The organism is Foetidibacter luteolus, from assembly GCF_009650435.1.
GTDB lineage: Bacteria > Bacteroidota > Bacteroidia > Chitinophagales > Chitinophagaceae > Foetidibacter > Foetidibacter luteolus.
The window spans coordinates 72,771-90,496 of sequence record NZ_VVIP01000013.1 but is presented as its reverse complement, the minus strand read 5'-3'; the positions used below and the strand labels follow the sequence as shown (position 1 = coordinate 90,496).

The following is a 17,726-nucleotide window of genomic DNA, read 5'->3' as shown; positions in this document are numbered from 1 at the left end:
ATAGTGAATGGTGAGTGGTGAGTAGGAGGGCATTCTTCATTCACAATTTCCTTGTTCCTTGTTCGATATTCCCTCCCTGGTGCGTGTCTGCACGCATCAGTCTACCCGGGCTAAAAAGCTGGCCAATGAACCGAACGATGAATGGATTGCGACGCAACAGACGATGCCACAAAGCGATGTCGCTGGTATCCAAAAAAATAATCTGCCGCAGGCAGAAGAACGATTACACAAACTGAATTCTAAATAAAGAAATATGCATAACAGGGTAATTTATTTGTATACAATGTTCCTGGTGCTGGTACTTTCGGCCTGCAAGGTAGGCCAGAACTACCAGCAGCCTGAGCTGCCTGCACCGGCGCAATACAGAACGGTTACAACATCTGATACCAGCACCATAGCAGATATTGGATGGAAAGAGTTTTTTACCGATACTACGCTGCAGGGCCTTATAAGCCGTGGTATAAGCTACAATTACGATTTGCAACTGGCCTTAAAAAGGGTTGCCACATCGCAGGAGCAATTGAAGCAGGCTAAAATGCTGATACTGCCGGAGCTTAACCTTAACATTAGCGGGCAAACCACTGACCCATCTAACAACAGTTTAAATGGCATAAGCCTTGGCACCTTCTTAGGTAAAAGCAGGCTGGAAGATTATACCGCCGCTGTAAACCTTACCTGGGAGGCTGATGTATGGGGCAAACTGCGCAGGCAGAAGGAAGCGGCACTTGCCAGCTACCTGGAAACTTATGAAGCATCCCGCGCTGTGCAAACACAGGTGGTGGCCAGCATTGCACAGGGTTTTTACAATTTGCTGATGCTGGATGCACAACTGGACATAGCCCGTAAAAACCTGGTGCTTAATGACAGCACTTTGCTGTTTACCAGATTGCAGCGTGATGCCGGCGAAGTAACCACGCTGGCCGTTCAGCAGGCAGAAGCTTTAAAGCAGTCAACCGAGTTGTTAATTCCCCAATTGCAGCAAAGCATAGCGTTACAGGAAAATGCACTAAGTATATTAACGGGTGTTGCGCCAGATACCGTAAAACGTTCTGTAACGTTGTATCAACTACAGGTGCCAGACCAGTTAAATGCCGGTGTACCTGCCGAAGTGGTAAGCCGCCGCCCGGATGTACGTGCCAGCGAAATGGCATTAATAGCCGCCACTGCTGAAGTAGGCGTAGCACAGGGCGCTATGTACCCAACATTAAGCATGACTGCGCAAGGCGGCGTAAACTCTTTCCTGGCAAGCAACTGGTTTAGTTTGCCCTCTTCTCTGTTCGGAACGCTGGTGGGCAGTGTATCACAACCCATCTTTCAACGCAGGCGTTTAAAAACAAATTATGAGGTTGCCAAAATACAACGCGACCAATCTGTAATCGCTTTCAAGCAGTCTGTATTAAACGCGGTTGGAGAAGTATCTGACGCGTTGGTAAAAAACAACAAGTTAAAAGAACAGGAAAAAATAGCAGCCAGCCAGGTAGCCACATTGCAGGGTGCAATTAAAAGCGCCAAGCTTTTGTACCGCAGCGGTATGGCCAATTACCTGGAAGTAATTACCGCACAGGGCAATGTGCTTAATGCGGAGCTTAACCTTGCTTCGGTAGAGCGCCAGCGCCTGGGGGCTGTGGTAGACTTATACAGGTCGCTGGGCGGTGGATGGAAATAAAGAAAATGTGAGATGTAGATGTAACCAGACATTGTACATCCAACATCATACACCGTACATATTTTTTGTTCCTGAGCGACATTACTGCTATTGAGCTTCCGTTGTGTCACTCACTTGTACGTTCGGTTCTTTACGGGGCAATGTGCAGCAGGTTCCTAAAAGCATACTGCTTCGTACTTCAAAATTTGTACTTAAAATATCTCTTAGTGTAAACATCTCTTATAGTTGGTTTTGGTTAGAATTACGGGCAGTTGTTTTTACAACTGCCCTTGTTGTTTGTAGCATTGAGATGTAACCGATTTCAACCAATTGGTCATCAATGTCGTTTAGTTAGGGATGTCAGCCTGAGTTCCGAAACTTCGGAATCGAAGGAGGATGCGTGAAAAAGCAAGAGACATAAAAGGTTTCGGCAATGCTTCGATAAACTCAGCAGGACAATACTCACCCTGGCATCGGTTTGTTAACTGAACGACATTGAATTGATCATCACTACATCAACTGCCTGAAATCACCCGCTCATCCATTTAACAACCCAGGCTGGTTTATTTGAGTTTCCAATTAATACATTTGGGAAATTTTTTTAGACACATGAAGAGAGTATTTATCCTTGGCTTTTTGCAGGGTTCGTTGCTGCTTGCGGCAACTGCCCAAAAACCAAAATCAAAAACAAAATTTATTGATCCGGCCAACATGGACCTGGGCGTAAAACCGGGCGATGATTTTTTTAGTTATGCCAACGGTAACTGGGTAAAGAATAACCCGGTACCGGCCTCAAAAACCCGTTGGGGCAGTTTTGACATACTGTACCTGGGCAGCCTGGAAAAAATAAAATCGCTCTGCGAAGATGCGGCTGCCAATGCTTCGAAAAACGCTACCTATCAGCGGGTAGGCGATCTTTACCTCTCCGCTATGGACAGTGCCGGTATTGAGCAGCTTGGCTTTACCCCTATTAAGGAGGAACTGGACAGGTTGAATGGGTTAACCACGCTACAGGATGTTGTTAACGAAATTGCCACTATACGTACCAAAGGCATTGGCAGCGCTTTATTCGGCTTCAGGATTGACCAGGATGATAAGAATGTAAACCAGTACATTGCCACACTTTCCCAGGGTGGCACTTCTTTGCCGGACAGGGATTATTACCTTAAGCAGGATGCCCGCAACCAAACCATACGTGCAGAATATGTAAAGTATATTACCGACATGTTTAAGCTGGTGGGCGATGATGAAGCTACTGCCACGAAAAAGGCCGCCGCCATTATGGGTATTGAAACCGGGCTGGCCAAAGCACAGTTAAGCCGCGTGGAACTGCGAGACCCTGTTAAAACCTATAATAAATTCTCCACAGGCGATTTTACCAAAACCACGCCTGGCCTGGATTGGAAAGCATTGTTTACGGCTATGAAAGCAGCCAATGCTGATAGCCTGCTGGTAAATAATCCCGCTTTTTTTAAAACAGCGGATGCTTTGTTAAGCGCCGTAACCCTGGATAGCTGGAAAGCCTATTTGCAATGGGCTGTAATAAAAAGCGCTGCGCCTTATTTAAGCAGTGCCTTTGTTAACCGCCAGTTTGAATTTGGCCGTGTATTAACCGGCCAGAAGCAAATGACGCCGCGCTGGCAACGCATGAGCTCGCTGGTGGATAATAATCTTGGCGAATTGCTGGGCCAGTTATATGTTGAAAAATATTTTGATAACAATGCCAAACAGCGCATGCTTGCACTGGTAAAAAATGTGCAGGAAACCTTTGCATCAAGAATCCAGCGGCTCGACTGGATGAGTGACTCCACCAAGCAACGTGCCCTGGAAAAACTGCAGGCCATCGTTAACAAAATAGGTTTTCCTGATAAATGGGAAACTTATCCCGGCGTAACCATCAGCAAAACAGGCCTGGTAGCAAACCTTAGAAGCATTAACCAGTTTGAATACAATAAGATGGTTAACAAATTGGGCCAGCCGGTTGATAAAACTGAATGGGGCATGACACCTCCTACCATTAACGCCTACTACAATCCGGCTAACAATGAAATTGCTTTTCCCGCAGGCATACTGCAGTTTCCGTTCTTTGACTTTGGCGCTGATGACGCGGTTAACTATGGTGGTATAGCGGCGGTTATAGGCCACGAGCTTACCCACGGTTTTGATGACCAGGGCAGGCAATATGCCGCAGATGGCAACCTGAAAGACTGGTGGACGGCCGATGACGCCAAAAAGTTTGAAGAGCGTGCCAATAAAGTAGTGGAACAGTACAATGGTTTTGTGGTAAACGATTCCCTGCACCTGAACGGGAAGTTAACCCTGGGCGAGAACCTGGCCGACCTGGGCGGGTTAAACATAGCCTACGAAGCTTTCAAAAAAACAGAGCAAGGAAAAAGTGATAAAAAAATTGACGGCTTTACGCCGGATCAGCGCTTCTTTCTGGGATGGGCGCAGGTATGGCGGCAAACAGTGCTGCCGGAAACATCTGCCCAACTGGTGCTTGTAGATCCGCATTCGCCGGGTAAATACCGGGCTAACGGCCCCGTACAAAATATGGATGCTTTTTACAAAGCATTTAACGTACAGCCTGGAGATAAAATGTACAAGCCTGAAAGTGAAAGGATAAAAGTGTGGTAGCATAATGTAAAGCTGAAATCATAACCGCAAAAAGTTCTGCCGCAAGGCGGAACTTTTTGCTTCTGCACAGGTCTGGTTCCTGCCACCTTTGGCGCCAGAAACGTAATCCGCTTCCCTGGTGCGTGTCTTCACGCACCAGCGTTACCCGGTCTGAAAAGCCGCTTAGTTTCTGCCACCTTTGGTGCCAGAAACATAAAAAAGTAACAAAAAAGGTCAAGGAAGAAACGATATACAGCCGTTTCTTCCGTTCGCCCCTGATTAAACTTTTGTACTACTGTGAATTCAGCAGTAGAATGTTCTTGTACAAGGCATACCAAATTTGATGATGCAGTTAAAATGAATGACCCGGTCTGATTTTTATTTGTATATAGCTGAATATCAGTATAAAAGATTCAAAACTCACGTTAATCTATCCGGGTCTGAAAAGCTGCCCAATGAACCAAACGATGAAAGGATTGCGACGCAACAGGCGATGCCATGAAACTCCTTAGCTGGTATTATAATCTTGTATAAAAGTGTGTACTGGTGGGTGGGCTCAATGGCTGCAGTCGTGCTCGTGGCAATGTTTGGCTTTGCGGCAAAGCCGGTAGTTAACGTAATGCGCAGCTACCACCAGCACAACAGCCGGCAGCAAAAACCATAACTGGTAATTGTGCCACAACTGCTTGGCAAACAGCAACGCTATGCCCGCCGAAAAAATAATAAAAGGCGCCCAGCTATGGTGGTGTTTCTTCCAGCCGTGGTACAAAGAATAGGCTCCAATGGCAAAAGCCAGTATAATCATCAGGTATTCAAAGGCAATATTGTCTATAATTTCAAAGCCCAGTACCGGCAGGCTGGTTAAAAACAGCGGCAGTACGGCGCAATGTATGGCGCAGGCAACAGAAGCGGTAATTCCTAAGGCGTCCCAGTTTATCTTTAGGTTCATTATTGTAATTGAGCCTGCAAAAATAATCGTTTGCAACATAGTTGCAAAACAAAGTTAAGTTTATTTTCTTTTTTTATAACAGGCTTAACTTTGCGGCATGAATAAAAAACTGGTAGGCTATAGCCTTTTTTTCGTAGTGCTTACAGGGTTGTTCCTGGTATTTGTTTTTGCAGGAACGGATAACTGGAAAAAGAAGTCGCCCGCTATCAGTGTTGTAAAGCCGTTTTCTTTTTTTAGCCAGAACGGTACCCGTTTTACAGATAAGGATATGGAGGGAAAGGTTTGCGTGGTGGAATTTTTCTTTACTACCTGCAAGGGTATTTGCCCTAAGCTTAACACCAACATGAAAGACATTTACCAGGAGTTTAAGAATGAGCCTGATTTTATGATACTCTCTCACACCAGCGACCCGGAAACAGATTCGGTGCCCGTGTTAAAACGCTATGCGGATTCTATTGGCGCCAACAGCAACAACTGGGTATTTCTTACCGGCCGCAAGGATAGCCTTTACCTGGCTGCCCGCAACAGCTACCTGCTGGATGACCCTAAGAATAACCTGGTGGATATAAACCAGCAGTTTCTTCACACACAGTTTTTTGCAGTGGTAGATAAAGAAGGAAAAGTTAGGGGCGGTGTGTATGATGGCCTTAAAAAAGACGAAATTGCCAAACTGAAAAGCGATGTAAAAACATTGCTTGCCGAAAAGCAGGGCCACAACGGTTTTGCAAACGGCATTTTTAACAACAATCCATAATAACGCTTTATGCAAAACAGAATAGCGGACTTATTGAAGAAGAACCAGTTAAGTATAACAGACAGCCGCAAAAAAATTCTGGAGCTTTTTCAAAATGCGGGTGGGGCACTGGCGCATTCCGACATAGAAAAGATGAGCGGGGAACATTTTGACCGTGTTACCATTTACCGTACCCTGCAAACCTTTGTTGAAAAAGGCATTATACATACCATACCAACGGTAGATAATTCCGTGCTGTATGCGCTTTGCAAAGATGAATGCAGCGCCGGCCACCATCACGATAACCATGTACACTTTATATGCGATGATTGTGGAACCACCTATTGCCTTGACCATGTGCTGATACCCAAAGTAGAGCTTCCCCTGGGCTTTACAGAAAAGCAAACAGACCTGGTGGTTAGCGGTACCTGCAAAAATTGCAACTAACTTAAAATTTCATTATAACCTTTCATGGCAGCCTTTACATGCTGGTATCAAAAAAGGCTTTCTTACTTTCGTTGTTTCAGCTATACCCAAACCCGGTCTATGCAGCCTCAATACCCCTCCATTGGAGACAGAATTCAGTCTATTTTTATAGACAGCACCTTGCTTATACTTGCCATGTTTGCCTTAAGCTCACTGTTGGATGAATATGAAAACCCGCCCGAATGGATACGCATTGTTTTCTTTTTTGCTATATGGGGCATTTACGAGCCTGTTTGCACCATAATTGGCGGTACCATTGGCCAATTGGTAAAAGGCATACGGGTAAGGCGGTATAGCAATCCTGAGCGCCGTATCAATATCTTCCAGGCAATGTTTCGCTACATTTTCAAAATTGCTTTTGGCTGGTTATCTTTTATTACCGTACACTTTAATGAAGAGCGCAGGGCCATACACGATATCTTTTCAGGAACAGTAATGGTTAAGGTTGGCAGCAATAGCGGTATGTAATGGCCGGGGCTGCCGCCCGGATAAATAAAATTATCAGGGGGTGCCCCCAAGCTGCGCAAGGGGTCGGGCTTTCCGCTATTACTCCGCCACAAGCCCGGGCTGCGAAGGCTTCAGCGGGGTAACCGCTTCAATCCCTCACCCGAAAGACGGTTACCGGTTGCCGGTAGCTGGTTACCGGTCTGTTGAGGTTATTTTGGGGATGATGAAGTGCAGGTTCTGCATAGCGGCAAAGCCGCAAACATTGAACATTAAACAACAAAGACCCATCGGGGCGGCATGTTAGTAGATAGGGAAAGATACGCTTTGCAAAGAGCGCCGTAGGTGCGATATGTTAAGCAGGGTGGTGTGAAACAGCATGTTGGAGATTACCAGGCCCTGTTGCAAGAGGCTGTTTAACATATCGCCTCTACGAGGCTTTATAAAACAGGCCGCGATTACCTGTTTGCTACTAACATATCGCTTCTACGGAGCTTTGCGGTTGATTGCGGAAAATTTAACCACAAGGCTACCCGACGGTTGCCGGTCTGTTGATTGTATAAGATGATGATGTTATTTTTAATATCATGCAGGGGATGAAAAATGTTCAGCAATCCCGTTGGCTGTTACGATACGCGGGTCAATCCCATTAAATTAAGAACCCAATGCCAGGTTGGACCCGGCAATAAGCGGAGTAAATTCTGTCGAAACCGGTTATTGCAAGCCATCTCTTTGCCAACCTTAACTTAATGGACATTGCTTGTAGTTTTATTTTTAAACCTTGCTGTTGCTAAAATTCAGCGCATGTATTTGTATATTCAACTTTAAAAACAAGCTTATGGCAGTGGTTGCATTGTATAACCTTAAGGGCGGCGTGGGCAAAACGGCAGCTACCATTAACCTTGCATACCTGTCCGCAGCGGACGGCTTTAAAACACTCGTGTGGGACCTTGACCCCCAGGGCTCCTCTTCTTTCTACCTGAATGTTTCACCGGCTTATAAAAATGAAAGCCGCAAACTGCTGGCAGGAGATACCGATATAAAAGAAGCCGTGCAGGATTCTAATTTTGAAAACCTTTGGGTTATACCTGCGGATATGAGTGCCCGCAATGCGGATATATTGCTGGGCGATATGAAGCAGAGCAAAAAAAAGCTGAAAAACCTGGTGGGACAGTTAAAACAGTTTGACCACATTTTCCTGGATTGTCCGCCGGGCATATCATTGTTGCACGATAATGTGTTTAATGCCGCAGATTGGGTGCTGATGCCCAATATACCCACCACCTTATCCATCCGCTCTTATGAAACAGTGGCGGAATATTTTAAAGACAATGAGTTTGACAGTGATAAGCTGAAGTGTTTCTTCAGCATGGTAGACCATCGTAAAAACCTGCACCACGAAACCATGCAGCAGTTTTACAAAGACAAGCTGTTCTTCAAAAATTATATACCCTACCTGAGCGATGTGGAAAAGATGGGCGCCCACCAGCAGCCTTTGTTCGAGTTTGCCAACAGCAGCTATGCTGCCCAATGCTACAGGGATTTATGGAATGAGTTTAAGAAGACCTGTTTGTGATGGTGAGTGGTGAATGGTGAGTGGGAGCATTCTTCATTCAAAATTCCTTGATCCTTGTTCGATATTCCGTAAGTGGGTGGGGCTACATCGCACATCAAACATCTTACATCAAACATCGTACATATAACGTCATACATCCTATAACCCGTCCGGTTGAAAATTATTTGATAGGAAAAATATATTTTATGGAAAGAACAATTACCTCCTGGCACAGTCCGTCTCTTAACACCGAAATGCCAATTGCCACCTACGGCCATTATGGCTTTGCATTGCTGATGATACCCACAGCCGCCGCCGACTACCTGGAATACGAACGTTTCCAGCTGATTGATTCACTGGCGCCAATGATTAATGCCGGCAAGCTAAAAGTGTTCAGCATTAACAGCATTAATAAAGAAAGCTGGCTTAACAACAATATGCTGGGCGAACACAAAGCCATAAGGCATAACCAGTTTAACGAATACGTTTTCAGGGAAGTGATTCCCTATATACGCACCCATACCAGCGAGGGCACTTTTATTTACACCTGCGGCGCTTCCTTTGGCGCATTGCACGCCATGAACCTGTTTTTAAAACGGCCCGATATCATCAACGGCGTCATCAGCATGAGCGGTGTGTACGATCTTACAGAATACACCAAAGGTTACTGGGATGAGCAGGTGTATTTCAACAGCCCCATTCACTACATCCCCAATCTGTCAGACCCCTGGTATTTCGATAAAATAAGGGCCAGCCACCACATTCATATTTATACCGGCAGCGGCAACCACGAAGACCCCGATGCCAACCGCCGTTTTTCGCAGGTTCTGTGGGATAAAGGCATCTGGCACGACCTGGATATCTGGGGTAAAGACATTCACCACGACTGGCCCACCTGGCGCATGATGCTGCCTTACATTATTGATGAAAAGTTTTAAGCGCCCTGTCTTTTACGCATACCGAAAATTTCAAACCGGCGCCTATGGCATTAGCCCATACCTTTGCGCCACAAAAAATCTACCGTATGTCTTACCGCATTGAAAAAGATACCATGGGCGAAGTACAGGTACCTTCGCATGTGTACTGGGGCGCACAAACCCAGCGTAGCATAGAGAATTTTAAAATAGCACAGGATATCAACAAAATGCCCAAAGCCATTATACAGGCTTTTGCTTACCTGAAAAACGCGGCGGCCATCGCCAATTTTGAGCTGGGTGTTTTACCGGAAGAAAAAAAGAACGCTATCGGCCAGGTATGCGATGAAATACTGGAGGGCAAGCTGGACGACCAGTTTCCGCTGGTGGTATGGCAAACCGGCAGCGGTACGCAAAGCAACATGAACGTGAATGAAGTGGTGGCTTACCGTGCCCACGTAATTAATGGCGGCAGGCTGGAAGACAAGGATAAATTCCTGCACCCTAACGACGATGTAAACAAGTCGCAATCTTCCAACGATACCTTCCCAACGGCCATGCACATAGCGGCCTATAAAACACTGGTGGAAAATACCATTCCCGGCATTGAAAAACTGCGGGATACGCTGGCTGCCAAAAGCAAGGCTTTTATGAATGTGGTTAAAATTGGCCGCACCCATTTTATGGATGCTACCCCCTTAACCCTTGGCCAGGAGTTTAGCGGTTATACTGCCCAGCTAAACCACGGGTTAAAGGCCATCAACAATTCTTTATCGCATTTAACAGAACTGGCACTGGGTGGCACAGCCGTAGGTACGGGTATTAATACGCCCAAAGGATACGCTGAGCTGGTGGCTGAAAAAATAGCTGAGCTAACAGGCCTGCCCTTTGTAACGGCCGAAAACAAGTTTGAAGCACTGGCCGCGCATGATGCCATTGTTGAAGCGCATGGCGCCCTAAAAACTGTTGCGGTAAGCTTGATGAAAATAGCCAACGACATACGCATGCTGTCCTCGGGCCCACGCAGCGGTATCGGCGAAATTTTTATACCCGATAACGAGCCCGGCTCTTCCATTATGCCGGGCAAGGTTAACCCTACCCAGTGCGAGGCGCTTACCATGATTGCCGCCCAGGTGCTGGGCAACGATGTTGCCATAAATGTAGGCGGCGCCAACGGCCATTTTGAGCTAAATGTGTTTAAGCCCGTAATGATCTATAACTTCCTGCACAGCGCCAGGCTTATTGGTGAAGGCGCCGTATCGTTCAACGATAAGTGTGCGGTGGGTATAGAGCCCATTGAAGCCAACATTAAAAAGCATGTGGATAACAGCCTGATGCTGGTAACGGCGCTCAATACAAAAATCGGTTACTACAAAGCCGCTGAAATTGCGCAGAAAGCCCATAAAGAAGGCACTACGCTTAAGGAAATGGCCGTTAAGCTGGGTTATGTTACCCCCGAACAATTTGATGAATGGGTGATACCCGCCAACATGGTAGGCGAATTAAAATAACAATCTTAAAGATAGAACATACCAGGGCAGCCTTTGGGCTGCCTTGTTTTTTATGGGCCCGGCAGCAGGAACATTAATGAGGCTGCCGTTGCGTCGCACTCTTGTACGGTTGGATTCGCTACGCGGCTTTTTAGCCCGGGTAGAAGATTGGATATAGATTTATAGCATTCTGCCCATCCCTGCCGCAAAGAGTGCAATTGCAGGAGACTTTTCGGAGAAACGAGTTAAGGAAATCAGCAGTGTTTATCATTGCCCGAAGGGCATAAATAAGAATAGCCCCGGGTGAAACCCGGGGTTAAAGAATTAATTACCCGGCAACCCTGTAAGGGTTGAATATGCCGGATGTTCAACTCTTACAGGGTTGGGCCGTACCTATTGAGGTAACCCCGGTTTGCAACCGGGGATATTCGTAGTAAAGCCTTTCAGGCTTTTATAGAAGACTTTATATGGCTGGAATATTTTCTGACGCTTAACTTAATGACATTGGGCTTAAGCCCGGGTTAGAAATAAAACGATCGGTGGCTTTAGCCTGAATGTATGCGGGTTCGTTATCTTCAAGAAAACAAGTATTTATCGTTTGTAAAAAATGTAGTCAGTAATCAAAGGTTCAAGCCCGTGTTGTTTAAATTCTGTCGCAATTTGCCCCCTATGATATGTTGAATGGTTAATAACGTGAAATAATATGTCTTGCACACGGTTGCTAAACCCTTCTCCCTTGCTGGTTGAGTAACTGATAATTTGGCTTAAGTCAAACCTGTCAAGTATTTGCAATGTCTGTTCATAGTTCGTTGTGTTGATGGCTTCCAGGTCTTGTAAATGGTGAAGTTGCCACACAGCAAAGGTTGGCTGTTTCGGGTCAATCCTGTTGTTCCAAATTTGATGAGCGTTCAGCAAATGATTAAACAGGCTCACGGCTTTTTGCGATGTTTTGTCCGGGTTGCCCGCAAAAACGCTAAACAACTTTTGGTTGTAGTGATTACTGTATTCAAATAACTCTGTAAAAAACTGTTTCAATGTGTTAAGGAGTTGTATTGGTTTTTAGTTGTTGTTTTAACCTGGCATAGAAAGTTGAGGTATTGCTGGCCATAGCGGAATTTTTTGTTGATAGAAAATTTTATCCACCAATTGCCATTCTCAAGAGATCCGCTTTCTATTGTTTGTTTTACGGAAGGGACTTTTTTGAGAAAATTTACAAGCTTACTGAATTTAGAGTCTGTCATATAATTGCGTTCTAACGGCGGGGCTTTATGCTGTGCTGGTATTCCGTGATTTGTCAGCCACGAACCGCGGTTGAATAAAGTTATGTAGTTGATGTTGTATTTTGTAGCTTAGCTTTACTCGGACAGCCGGACTGCAGATGACAAGCGAACGGGACGATTAGTATATATTCGTCAGCCAGCATAGCAGAAAACCATGTTACCAGATGGCGTTCTTGCCCCCCATGTCGTTTGGTCACTTTTAATGTCATTTACTTCGTCTTTCTTCTGGCAGATCAATTTAAATTGCATTTACTTCCTCATATTCTCTATCTTCTGTAGTATTAGTTTCTTTTCATAATTCTCCTTCTTGGACACCATGTCCAACTTCTTGTCCAAGTTCATCATTAAAAGTATCTTTTTCTTCTATAGCTTGGACATCATGTCCAACAACTTGTCCAACCTATCTATCTTATTCATTCACAATATATTTGTAATTAGGAGAATTAGAATCTTCTCCATTATCACGTATTAAACTAAGTTCTTTCATAACAGCAAGATGTCTTTGGGCGGTCTTATAACCAATGTCAAAATGAGCTGAATATTCCCTTGTACTTACTTCTCCAACTGTTTTAAGCCATTCGTAACCTCTTAGTTGAGCATCGTTAAGTTTTGTTACGTTTGGCTTATCAGTAACTATTTTAGCAGCTGCAATGCTTCTTGGGAATGTCAAGACCATATATGGAGCTTCATAAGAAACTAACGGCAAAGGCAAATTATGCTTTGTGGGCAAGTCTTTAATGGTTTGAAAACCTAAGCCTCTTTGCTCCACTAAGTCCATTTGGTCAAACACATACATTATTTTGGGATTACGACTTAAAGATGGAGCATTAAATTTCTTGATTTGCTCTAAGGTAATTGGCTCTATTGGTTTTCCCGGACTCTTAATGATAATTGTATCATCATTAATTTCAAAATAGATAGGAGCTCCGCCAATATCGTAATCACGATGTACAATAGCATTAATAATAGCTTCTCGGAAGACTACTAAAGGATAATCATAAATGACTTTACGCTCAGCATTAGTTCTGTCTATCTGTTTGCCAATATGATTTTCATACCAGCTTTGTATTTTGTCAGCTTGTAAAAGTAAAGGGCCTTCAATTGTTTCAATACCCTCCCCACGTCCTCTAGTTTTATAAGTTGCTCTTATTAATGCATTCTGATATATCAATTGAGGTCTTTTGCCAAACAACAATAGTCCCAAACCTGTTGGGATGTATTTGTCGTTTTTCAATTCTATGATACCGAGTTGGTCAAAGATTCTGTAGTATTCTGGAGTGTCAATCGCTACTTCGAGATTAGCTTTACTAATGAAATCTTCAATTATTTCCTTAGATAAATCTGCTGTGTTAGCTTTAGGCTCTCCCTTTTCTTTTTCAGATAAAATGGATGGTAAAGGAACTGTTTTAATTTTTTTAGCCCGTTCTTCTGCTTCTTCAATAAATTGTTTATTTGCATCCCGAATTTGCTTTTGAAGGTCGGCATCAAACATTTCAACTTCCACACCATTATCCAAAAGATATTTAATGCCTTTTCGATCAACGGTTGGGTCGGGGTCTTCTATGCCAATCCAAACTTTCTTTATGCGAGCATTTACAATACGCTCAGCACAACCCAATTTAGGAAGGTTCCTCGCCCCGGGAGCACAAGGTTCAAGTGTCGCAAATAAGATGGAGCCATCTAAATGATTACTACGGTTTTTTCTTTCAAGCAAAGTAAATTCTGCGTGATCACCATGACGAAGTTCTCCTCTAAATGCTTCTTCTTCTGAACCATCGGGTTTAATTAAAATTGCTCCCACCTTAGGACTTACTTTGTCTTTTCGCGGCTCTTGAATGGATTTATTCATTACCTGAATAGCCATTTCCATATATTTCCTTGCGTTGAATGCTTTATCTTCTTTCTTCTTTGCCATTGTTTATCTGTAATTCCCTCCCCATTTGATATTGTAGTACATAAATTGTTGCGCTGTCGTTCTACGCTTGTTGGTAACGACTGTTATGTGCAGGCTTTATTTGTCGCTCGTAGATAATTTATGAATTTGTTGAAACTAAAACCTACTCCTGCAAAGTTAGGTTCAAGCATAACTGAATTGGCTAATGCCCCTCTAACCCCTCGCTTTTTCTCTTTAGTAATCGCGAAGTCGAATAGGTCTTGTCCTTGCTTTATTTTATAAAATATTTTTTGAATAAGCTCTACGACTTCGGTTGTGTCTTTACAATGCTTTTTTAATGGAAAGAAAATCATTTTCAAATTTTCTTCTTCTCCTTTTTCAATTGTCCCAATTACTCTACGACGAAACTCTGAAGGGTTTCTGTTAGTAACTAAAATTGCGGGAAGCAATTCTTCTTTGTCTGCGTCTTCCCCATTAATGCTATGCCACGATAACACTTCGTCACTGAAATGCACACCTTCGTCTGTTCGCATAATAACAACAGCATTTTTCTTTTCAGAAGCAAGTGTCGCCATTTTACCGAAATTGTCTTTCAATGCTTGGCTTAATGGTTCATACCAACCATAATCTAACAAGTAAATGAAATAATCTCTGTCATGTTTGTCTGGAATACCTTCCGAACTGTGAACCATTAGCCCCATAGCTTTAAAATTTTGGGGTGTGTCTATAAGGTTGCATAAAGCGCTTACATTGCCTCGGCTCCAATTTATAAATGTTTACAAACTTTTACAAACGTTTATGCACAGTTTTTCTTTTTTTGACTTGGAAAGAGTAATTCTAAACGGAAAGTTTATACTTCCAGCTTTCGCCATTGTAGCCCCGAAGACAGGATTTCCGCTTCAGAACAAAATTTTTTGATGGTATAGGATTGGAAAATTTACCAGAACTTCTTCAGTGTCGGGATGATAAATGTAGACGCTTTGCAGGTTTCTGTATTTGCCATAGCATGCCCTCGTAAAGTTTCTGGCGCCGTAGGCGGCAGAAACAATGGCTATAAGGTGGGAAAAGCTGCATAGCGAATTCAGCCGTACACGAGTGCGACGCAAGTAAAGCTCAATAGTAGCTCCTTCAGCCGGGCCCATACATCTTAATTTCCGGAATGGGTGCCACCGCACCCGGCAAACAGCCTGTTATCAGTAAAAGAAGGCCAACAAGCCAGGAAAATTTGCTGTAAGCCGGGAAGATCTGCTTTTCCGTGACTTTCCGTGTTTCCGTGGCAATGCCCAGGCGAAGTTTCTGGCGCCTACGGCGGCAGAAACAGGTTCCGCAATTTTCTGTGCTTCATGGCAAGCAACCAGGTTTACGGTTCAGGGGGCAAAGCCCTTACAAATCAAAAGGTGTTGCCTGCTCCGGAAAAATGAGCTTGAGTTGCAGTTTGTTCTGTTCTGTTAATTGCCTGTATATGGTTGCTTCGTTATTGCCGGATGGCTTTATGTGGGTGATGACAACCGGCAGGCCAGCGATGGATTCTTTGCCTGCCAGGTTGCCGAGTTGCTGCATTTCCTTCATCAGCAGGGCAGGGGTAAGGTGGCCGAACAGTTTGTTTGACGGCTGTTCATCGGGGTAAGAAACCTCGATGAAAATACCTTTGAGCTGGTGTGCTCTAATAATAGGCGCAACAGCCTGCCACAACTGCTGTAACCGGGTGGATTTCTCCACTTCATCGGCACCGGTATCGCCTAAGTATAACACATAGCTGTCGTTATGCCGCACCAAAAAAGCAGTGCTTTCATAAGGGTTTACATGACTTAGTGCGTAAGCCTTTATATGCAGGCCCGTATTGGCTGCTTCGGTTTCTTTTGCTGCAAGTTCTACATAGTGGTATTTGCCCAGCGCCGGTTGTTCGCCTGCATCTCCAAAGTTGGCCCAGCTTTTCCAGGAAAAATATTTGTCTTTGATGATGTTGAGGCAATGCGGCAAACCGTAAATGTATTTGGAAGTATCGTCTGGCGAGTTAATGATAAGGCCTGCAAGATGGTCGAGGTGCGGGTGGGAGATGCAGTAACCTTTTATGTTTTGTTTTAATACGGTAGCCGCATCCTGCTTAAAAATGCCTTTGGCCGCAGCTTTCTGCAGCCCGGCATGCAGGGTGCCGGCATCCAGGCAAATGTATTGCTGGCTTCCTTTTACGCCAAGCATATAGGAAGATAGGTTGCTTTCGTCAATACCGCCTTTTACACCAAGCGGAATGCAGGTGAATGTATCCTGGGCCTGTATATTGTTTGCCAACAAAAGGGGGAGGAGTAACCGGAAAATGCTGTTCATGGTTGTTTGCTGCTGTTGAATGCACAAGTTAACGGATGAATGATATTTGTGCTGTAAAGCAGCGGAAGTTTAATGTTGCTGCGAGGCTTTGGTTGTTCGATGTTCTTTTGCTCAACGTTCCATGGAAGCCTGAAATGCTTTACTTATAATAGCCCCGGTTGCAAACCGGGGTTACCTGCGACGTAATAATCCAACCCTGCAAGGGTTGAACCTTTGTTGGTAGTCAACCCCTACAGGGTTGTTAGACGGTTATTTTCTTTGACCACGGGTTTTACCCGTGGCTATTGTTATTTATGCCCTTCGGGCAAACGGCAACCGTTGATGCCACGTCACTTCTTAAAGACAACTTATCAACATCAACAGACTAACCGGTAACTGGTAATCGGCAACTTTCTTTTGGGTGAAGGGTTAAAAGCTCCGTAGGAGCGGCACGTTAGTAGAAAGATAGAAAGCAATTTTTTGTAAAGCCTCGTAGAGGCGTTATGTTGAGCAATCTTTTGAAACAGTGCCTGGTAATCATCAATCATGCTGTTACACATTATCCTGCGTAACATATCGCACCTAAGGCGCTACGGGGAAACCTTGTTTTCGTTGGCTACTAACATGCCGCCTCTACGAGGCTTTGGTTGTTCAATGTTCTTTTGTTCAACGCTTAATGGAAGCCTGAAGGGCTTTACTTATAATAGCCCCGGTTGTAAACCGGGGTTACCTGCGGTGTAACCATCCAACCCTGAAAGGGTTGAATGCTTGTTGGTAGTTAACCCTTTCAGGGTTGTTGAACGGTTATTTTCTTTTACCATGGGTTTCACCCGTGGCTATTGTTATTAATGCCCTTCGGGCAAACGGCAACCGGTACTGCCACATCACTTCATCAAGACAGCATATCAACATCAACACACTGGTAACTTGTAACTGGTAACCGCTTTTCGAGTGAGGGGTTAAAAAGCTCCGTAGGAGCGGCATGTTAGTAGAAAGATAGAAAGCGAATTTTTTTGTATAGCCTCGTAGAGGCGGTATGTTGAGCAGCCTTTTGCACCGGAACCCCGTAATCATCAATCTTGCTGTTACACATTATCCTGCGTAACATAGCGCACCTAAGGCTCTACGGGGAAACCTTGTTTCATTAGCTACTAACATGCCGCCTCTACGAGGCTTTGGATGTTTAATGTTCTTTTGGTAAACGTTTAAAGGAAGCCTGAAAGGCTTTACTTATAATAGCCCCTGTTGTAAACCGGGGTTACTTGCGGAGTAACCATCCAACCCTGAAAGGGTTGAATGCTTGTTGGTAGTCAACCCTTTCAGGGTTGTTGGACGGTTATTTTCTTTTACCACGGGTTTCACCCGTGGCTATTGTTATTAATGCCCTTCGGGCAAACGGCAACCGGTACTGCCACA

At 44.4% G+C, this 17,726-nt stretch carries 14 protein-coding genes; 8 read left to right on the top strand and 6 right to left on the bottom strand.

Annotation, left to right across the window (positions count from 1 at the left end; translation table 11 throughout):
* Positions 1 to 253 precede the first annotated feature (253 nt).
* Together F0364_RS04115 and F0364_RS04110 are read left to right on the top strand one after the other, a co-directional pair.
* The gene (locus F0364_RS04115) at positions 254 to 1,666 is read left to right on the top strand and encodes an efflux transporter outer membrane subunit (RefSeq protein ID WP_153796487.1); all 1,413 of its coding nucleotides are present in this window, start codon (positions 254 to 256) and stop codon (positions 1,664 to 1,666) included.
* Positions 1,667 to 2,254: 588 nt separating this feature from the next.
* The gene (locus F0364_RS04110) at positions 2,255 to 4,282 is read left to right on the top strand and encodes a M13 family metallopeptidase (RefSeq protein WP_153796486.1); all 2,028 of its coding nucleotides are present in this window, start codon (positions 2,255 to 2,257) and stop codon (positions 4,280 to 4,282) included.
* Between the two features lie 535 nt (positions 4,283 to 4,817).
* Here the strand turns inward: F0364_RS04110 and F0364_RS04105 are convergent.
* A complete protein-coding gene (locus F0364_RS04105) occupies positions 4,818 to 5,210 on the bottom strand; it encodes a MerC domain-containing protein (protein WP_153796485.1) in 393 nt (130 codons plus the stop codon).
* 97 nt (positions 5,211 to 5,307) lie between these two features.
* Here F0364_RS04105 and F0364_RS04100 point away from each other — a divergent pair, with 97 nt between their 5' ends.
* The 6 genes from F0364_RS04100 (at position 5,308) to fumC (ending at position 10,853) form a co-directional block, all read left to right on the top strand.
* Positions 5,308 to 5,964, top strand: coding sequence for an SCO family protein (locus F0364_RS04100; protein WP_153796484.1), 657 nt, complete (start codon positions 5,308 to 5,310; stop codon positions 5,962 to 5,964).
* A gap of 9 nt (positions 5,965 to 5,973) precedes the next feature.
* The gene (locus F0364_RS04095) at positions 5,974 to 6,390 is read left to right on the top strand and encodes a Fur family transcriptional regulator (RefSeq protein WP_153796483.1); all 417 of its coding nucleotides are present in this window, start codon (positions 5,974 to 5,976) and stop codon (positions 6,388 to 6,390) included.
* Between the two features lie 99 nt (positions 6,391 to 6,489).
* Complete coding sequence (locus F0364_RS04090; RefSeq protein WP_207632507.1) at positions 6,490 to 6,897, top strand: RDD family protein; 408 nt, start codon at positions 6,490 to 6,492, stop codon at positions 6,895 to 6,897.
* A gap of 814 nt (positions 6,898 to 7,711) precedes the next feature.
* Positions 7,712 to 8,449, top strand: coding sequence for a ParA family protein (locus F0364_RS04085; RefSeq protein WP_153796481.1), 738 nt, complete (start codon positions 7,712 to 7,714; stop codon positions 8,447 to 8,449).
* A gap of 185 nt (positions 8,450 to 8,634) precedes the next feature.
* Entirely contained in the window at positions 8,635 to 9,366 is a 732-nt protein-coding gene (locus tag F0364_RS04080; RefSeq protein WP_153796480.1) for an esterase family protein, read from the top strand.
* Between the two features lie 44 nt (positions 9,367 to 9,410).
* Positions 9,411 to 10,853, top strand: coding sequence for a class II fumarate hydratase (fumC, locus tag F0364_RS04075; RefSeq protein ID WP_235921008.1), 1,443 nt, complete (start codon positions 9,411 to 9,413; stop codon positions 10,851 to 10,853).
* A gap of 570 nt (positions 10,854 to 11,423) precedes the next feature.
* On the opposite strand, the gene F0364_RS04070 is transcribed toward fumC, so the two are convergent.
* The 5 genes from F0364_RS04070 to F0364_RS04050 form a co-directional block, all read right to left on the bottom strand.
* Positions 11,424 to 11,867 carry a DinB family protein gene (locus F0364_RS04070; RefSeq protein ID WP_153796479.1) on the bottom strand — a complete coding sequence of 148 codons (444 nt, stop codon included), beginning with the start codon at positions 11,865 to 11,867 and terminating at the stop codon, positions 11,424 to 11,426.
* Positions 11,864 to 12,073, bottom strand: coding sequence for a hypothetical protein (locus F0364_RS04065; protein WP_153796478.1), 210 nt, complete (start codon positions 12,071 to 12,073; stop codon positions 11,864 to 11,866). The genes F0364_RS04070 and F0364_RS04065 overlap by 4 nt, the downstream gene beginning before the upstream one ends.
* Positions 12,074 to 12,521: 448 nt before the next feature.
* On the bottom strand, positions 12,522 to 14,027 hold the full coding sequence (locus F0364_RS04060; RefSeq protein WP_153796477.1) for an ATP-binding protein: 1,506 nt from the start codon (positions 14,025 to 14,027) through the stop codon (positions 12,522 to 12,524).
* Between the two features lie 83 nt (positions 14,028 to 14,110).
* Positions 14,111 to 14,707: a hypothetical protein gene (locus tag F0364_RS04055; protein WP_153796476.1), complete on the bottom strand. Its 597-nt coding sequence runs from the start codon at positions 14,705 to 14,707 to the stop codon at positions 14,111 to 14,113.
* A 682-nt stretch (positions 14,708 to 15,389) separates the two neighbouring features.
* Positions 15,390 to 16,331, bottom strand: a complete 942-nt coding sequence (locus F0364_RS04050; RefSeq protein WP_153796475.1) for an MBL fold metallo-hydrolase — start codon at positions 16,329 to 16,331, stop codon at positions 15,390 to 15,392.
* Positions 16,332 to 17,726: the final 1,395 nt, after the last annotated feature.

Bases quoted from the DNA above. Each gene is read 5' to 3' on its own strand.
- F0364_RS04100 (WP_153796484.1), top strand. From the start codon at position 5,308: ATGAATAAAAAACTGGTAGGCTATAGCCTTTTTTTCGTAGTGCTTACA.
- F0364_RS04095 (WP_153796483.1), top strand. From the start codon at position 5,974: ATGCAAAACAGAATAGCGGACTTATTGAAGAAGAACCAGTTAAGTATA.
- F0364_RS04115 (WP_153796487.1), top strand. From the start codon at position 254: ATGCATAACAGGGTAATTTATTTGTATACAATGTTCCTGGTGCTGGTA.
- F0364_RS04065 (WP_153796478.1), bottom strand. From the start codon at position 12,073: ATGACAGACTCTAAATTCAGTAAGCTTGTAAATTTTCTCAAAAAAGTC.
- F0364_RS04050 (WP_153796475.1), bottom strand. From the start codon at position 16,331: ATGAACAGCATTTTCCGGTTACTCCTCCCCCTTTTGTTGGCAAACAAT.
- F0364_RS04110 (WP_153796486.1), top strand. From the start codon at position 2,255: ATGAAGAGAGTATTTATCCTTGGCTTTTTGCAGGGTTCGTTGCTGCTT.
- F0364_RS04085 (WP_153796481.1), top strand. From the start codon at position 7,712: ATGGCAGTGGTTGCATTGTATAACCTTAAGGGCGGCGTGGGCAAAACG.
- F0364_RS04055 (WP_153796476.1), bottom strand. From the start codon at position 14,707: ATGGGGCTAATGGTTCACAGTTCGGAAGGTATTCCAGACAAACATGAC.
- F0364_RS04080 (WP_153796480.1), top strand. From the start codon at position 8,635: ATGGAAAGAACAATTACCTCCTGGCACAGTCCGTCTCTTAACACCGAA.
- F0364_RS04105 (WP_153796485.1), bottom strand. From the start codon at position 5,210: ATGAACCTAAAGATAAACTGGGACGCCTTAGGAATTACCGCTTCTGTT.
- fumC (WP_235921008.1), top strand. From the start codon at position 9,411: ATGGCATTAGCCCATACCTTTGCGCCACAAAAAATCTACCGTATGTCT.
- F0364_RS04060 (WP_153796477.1), bottom strand. From the start codon at position 14,027: ATGGCAAAGAAGAAAGAAGATAAAGCATTCAACGCAAGGAAATATATG.
- F0364_RS04090 (WP_207632507.1), top strand. From the start codon at position 6,490: ATGCAGCCTCAATACCCCTCCATTGGAGACAGAATTCAGTCTATTTTT.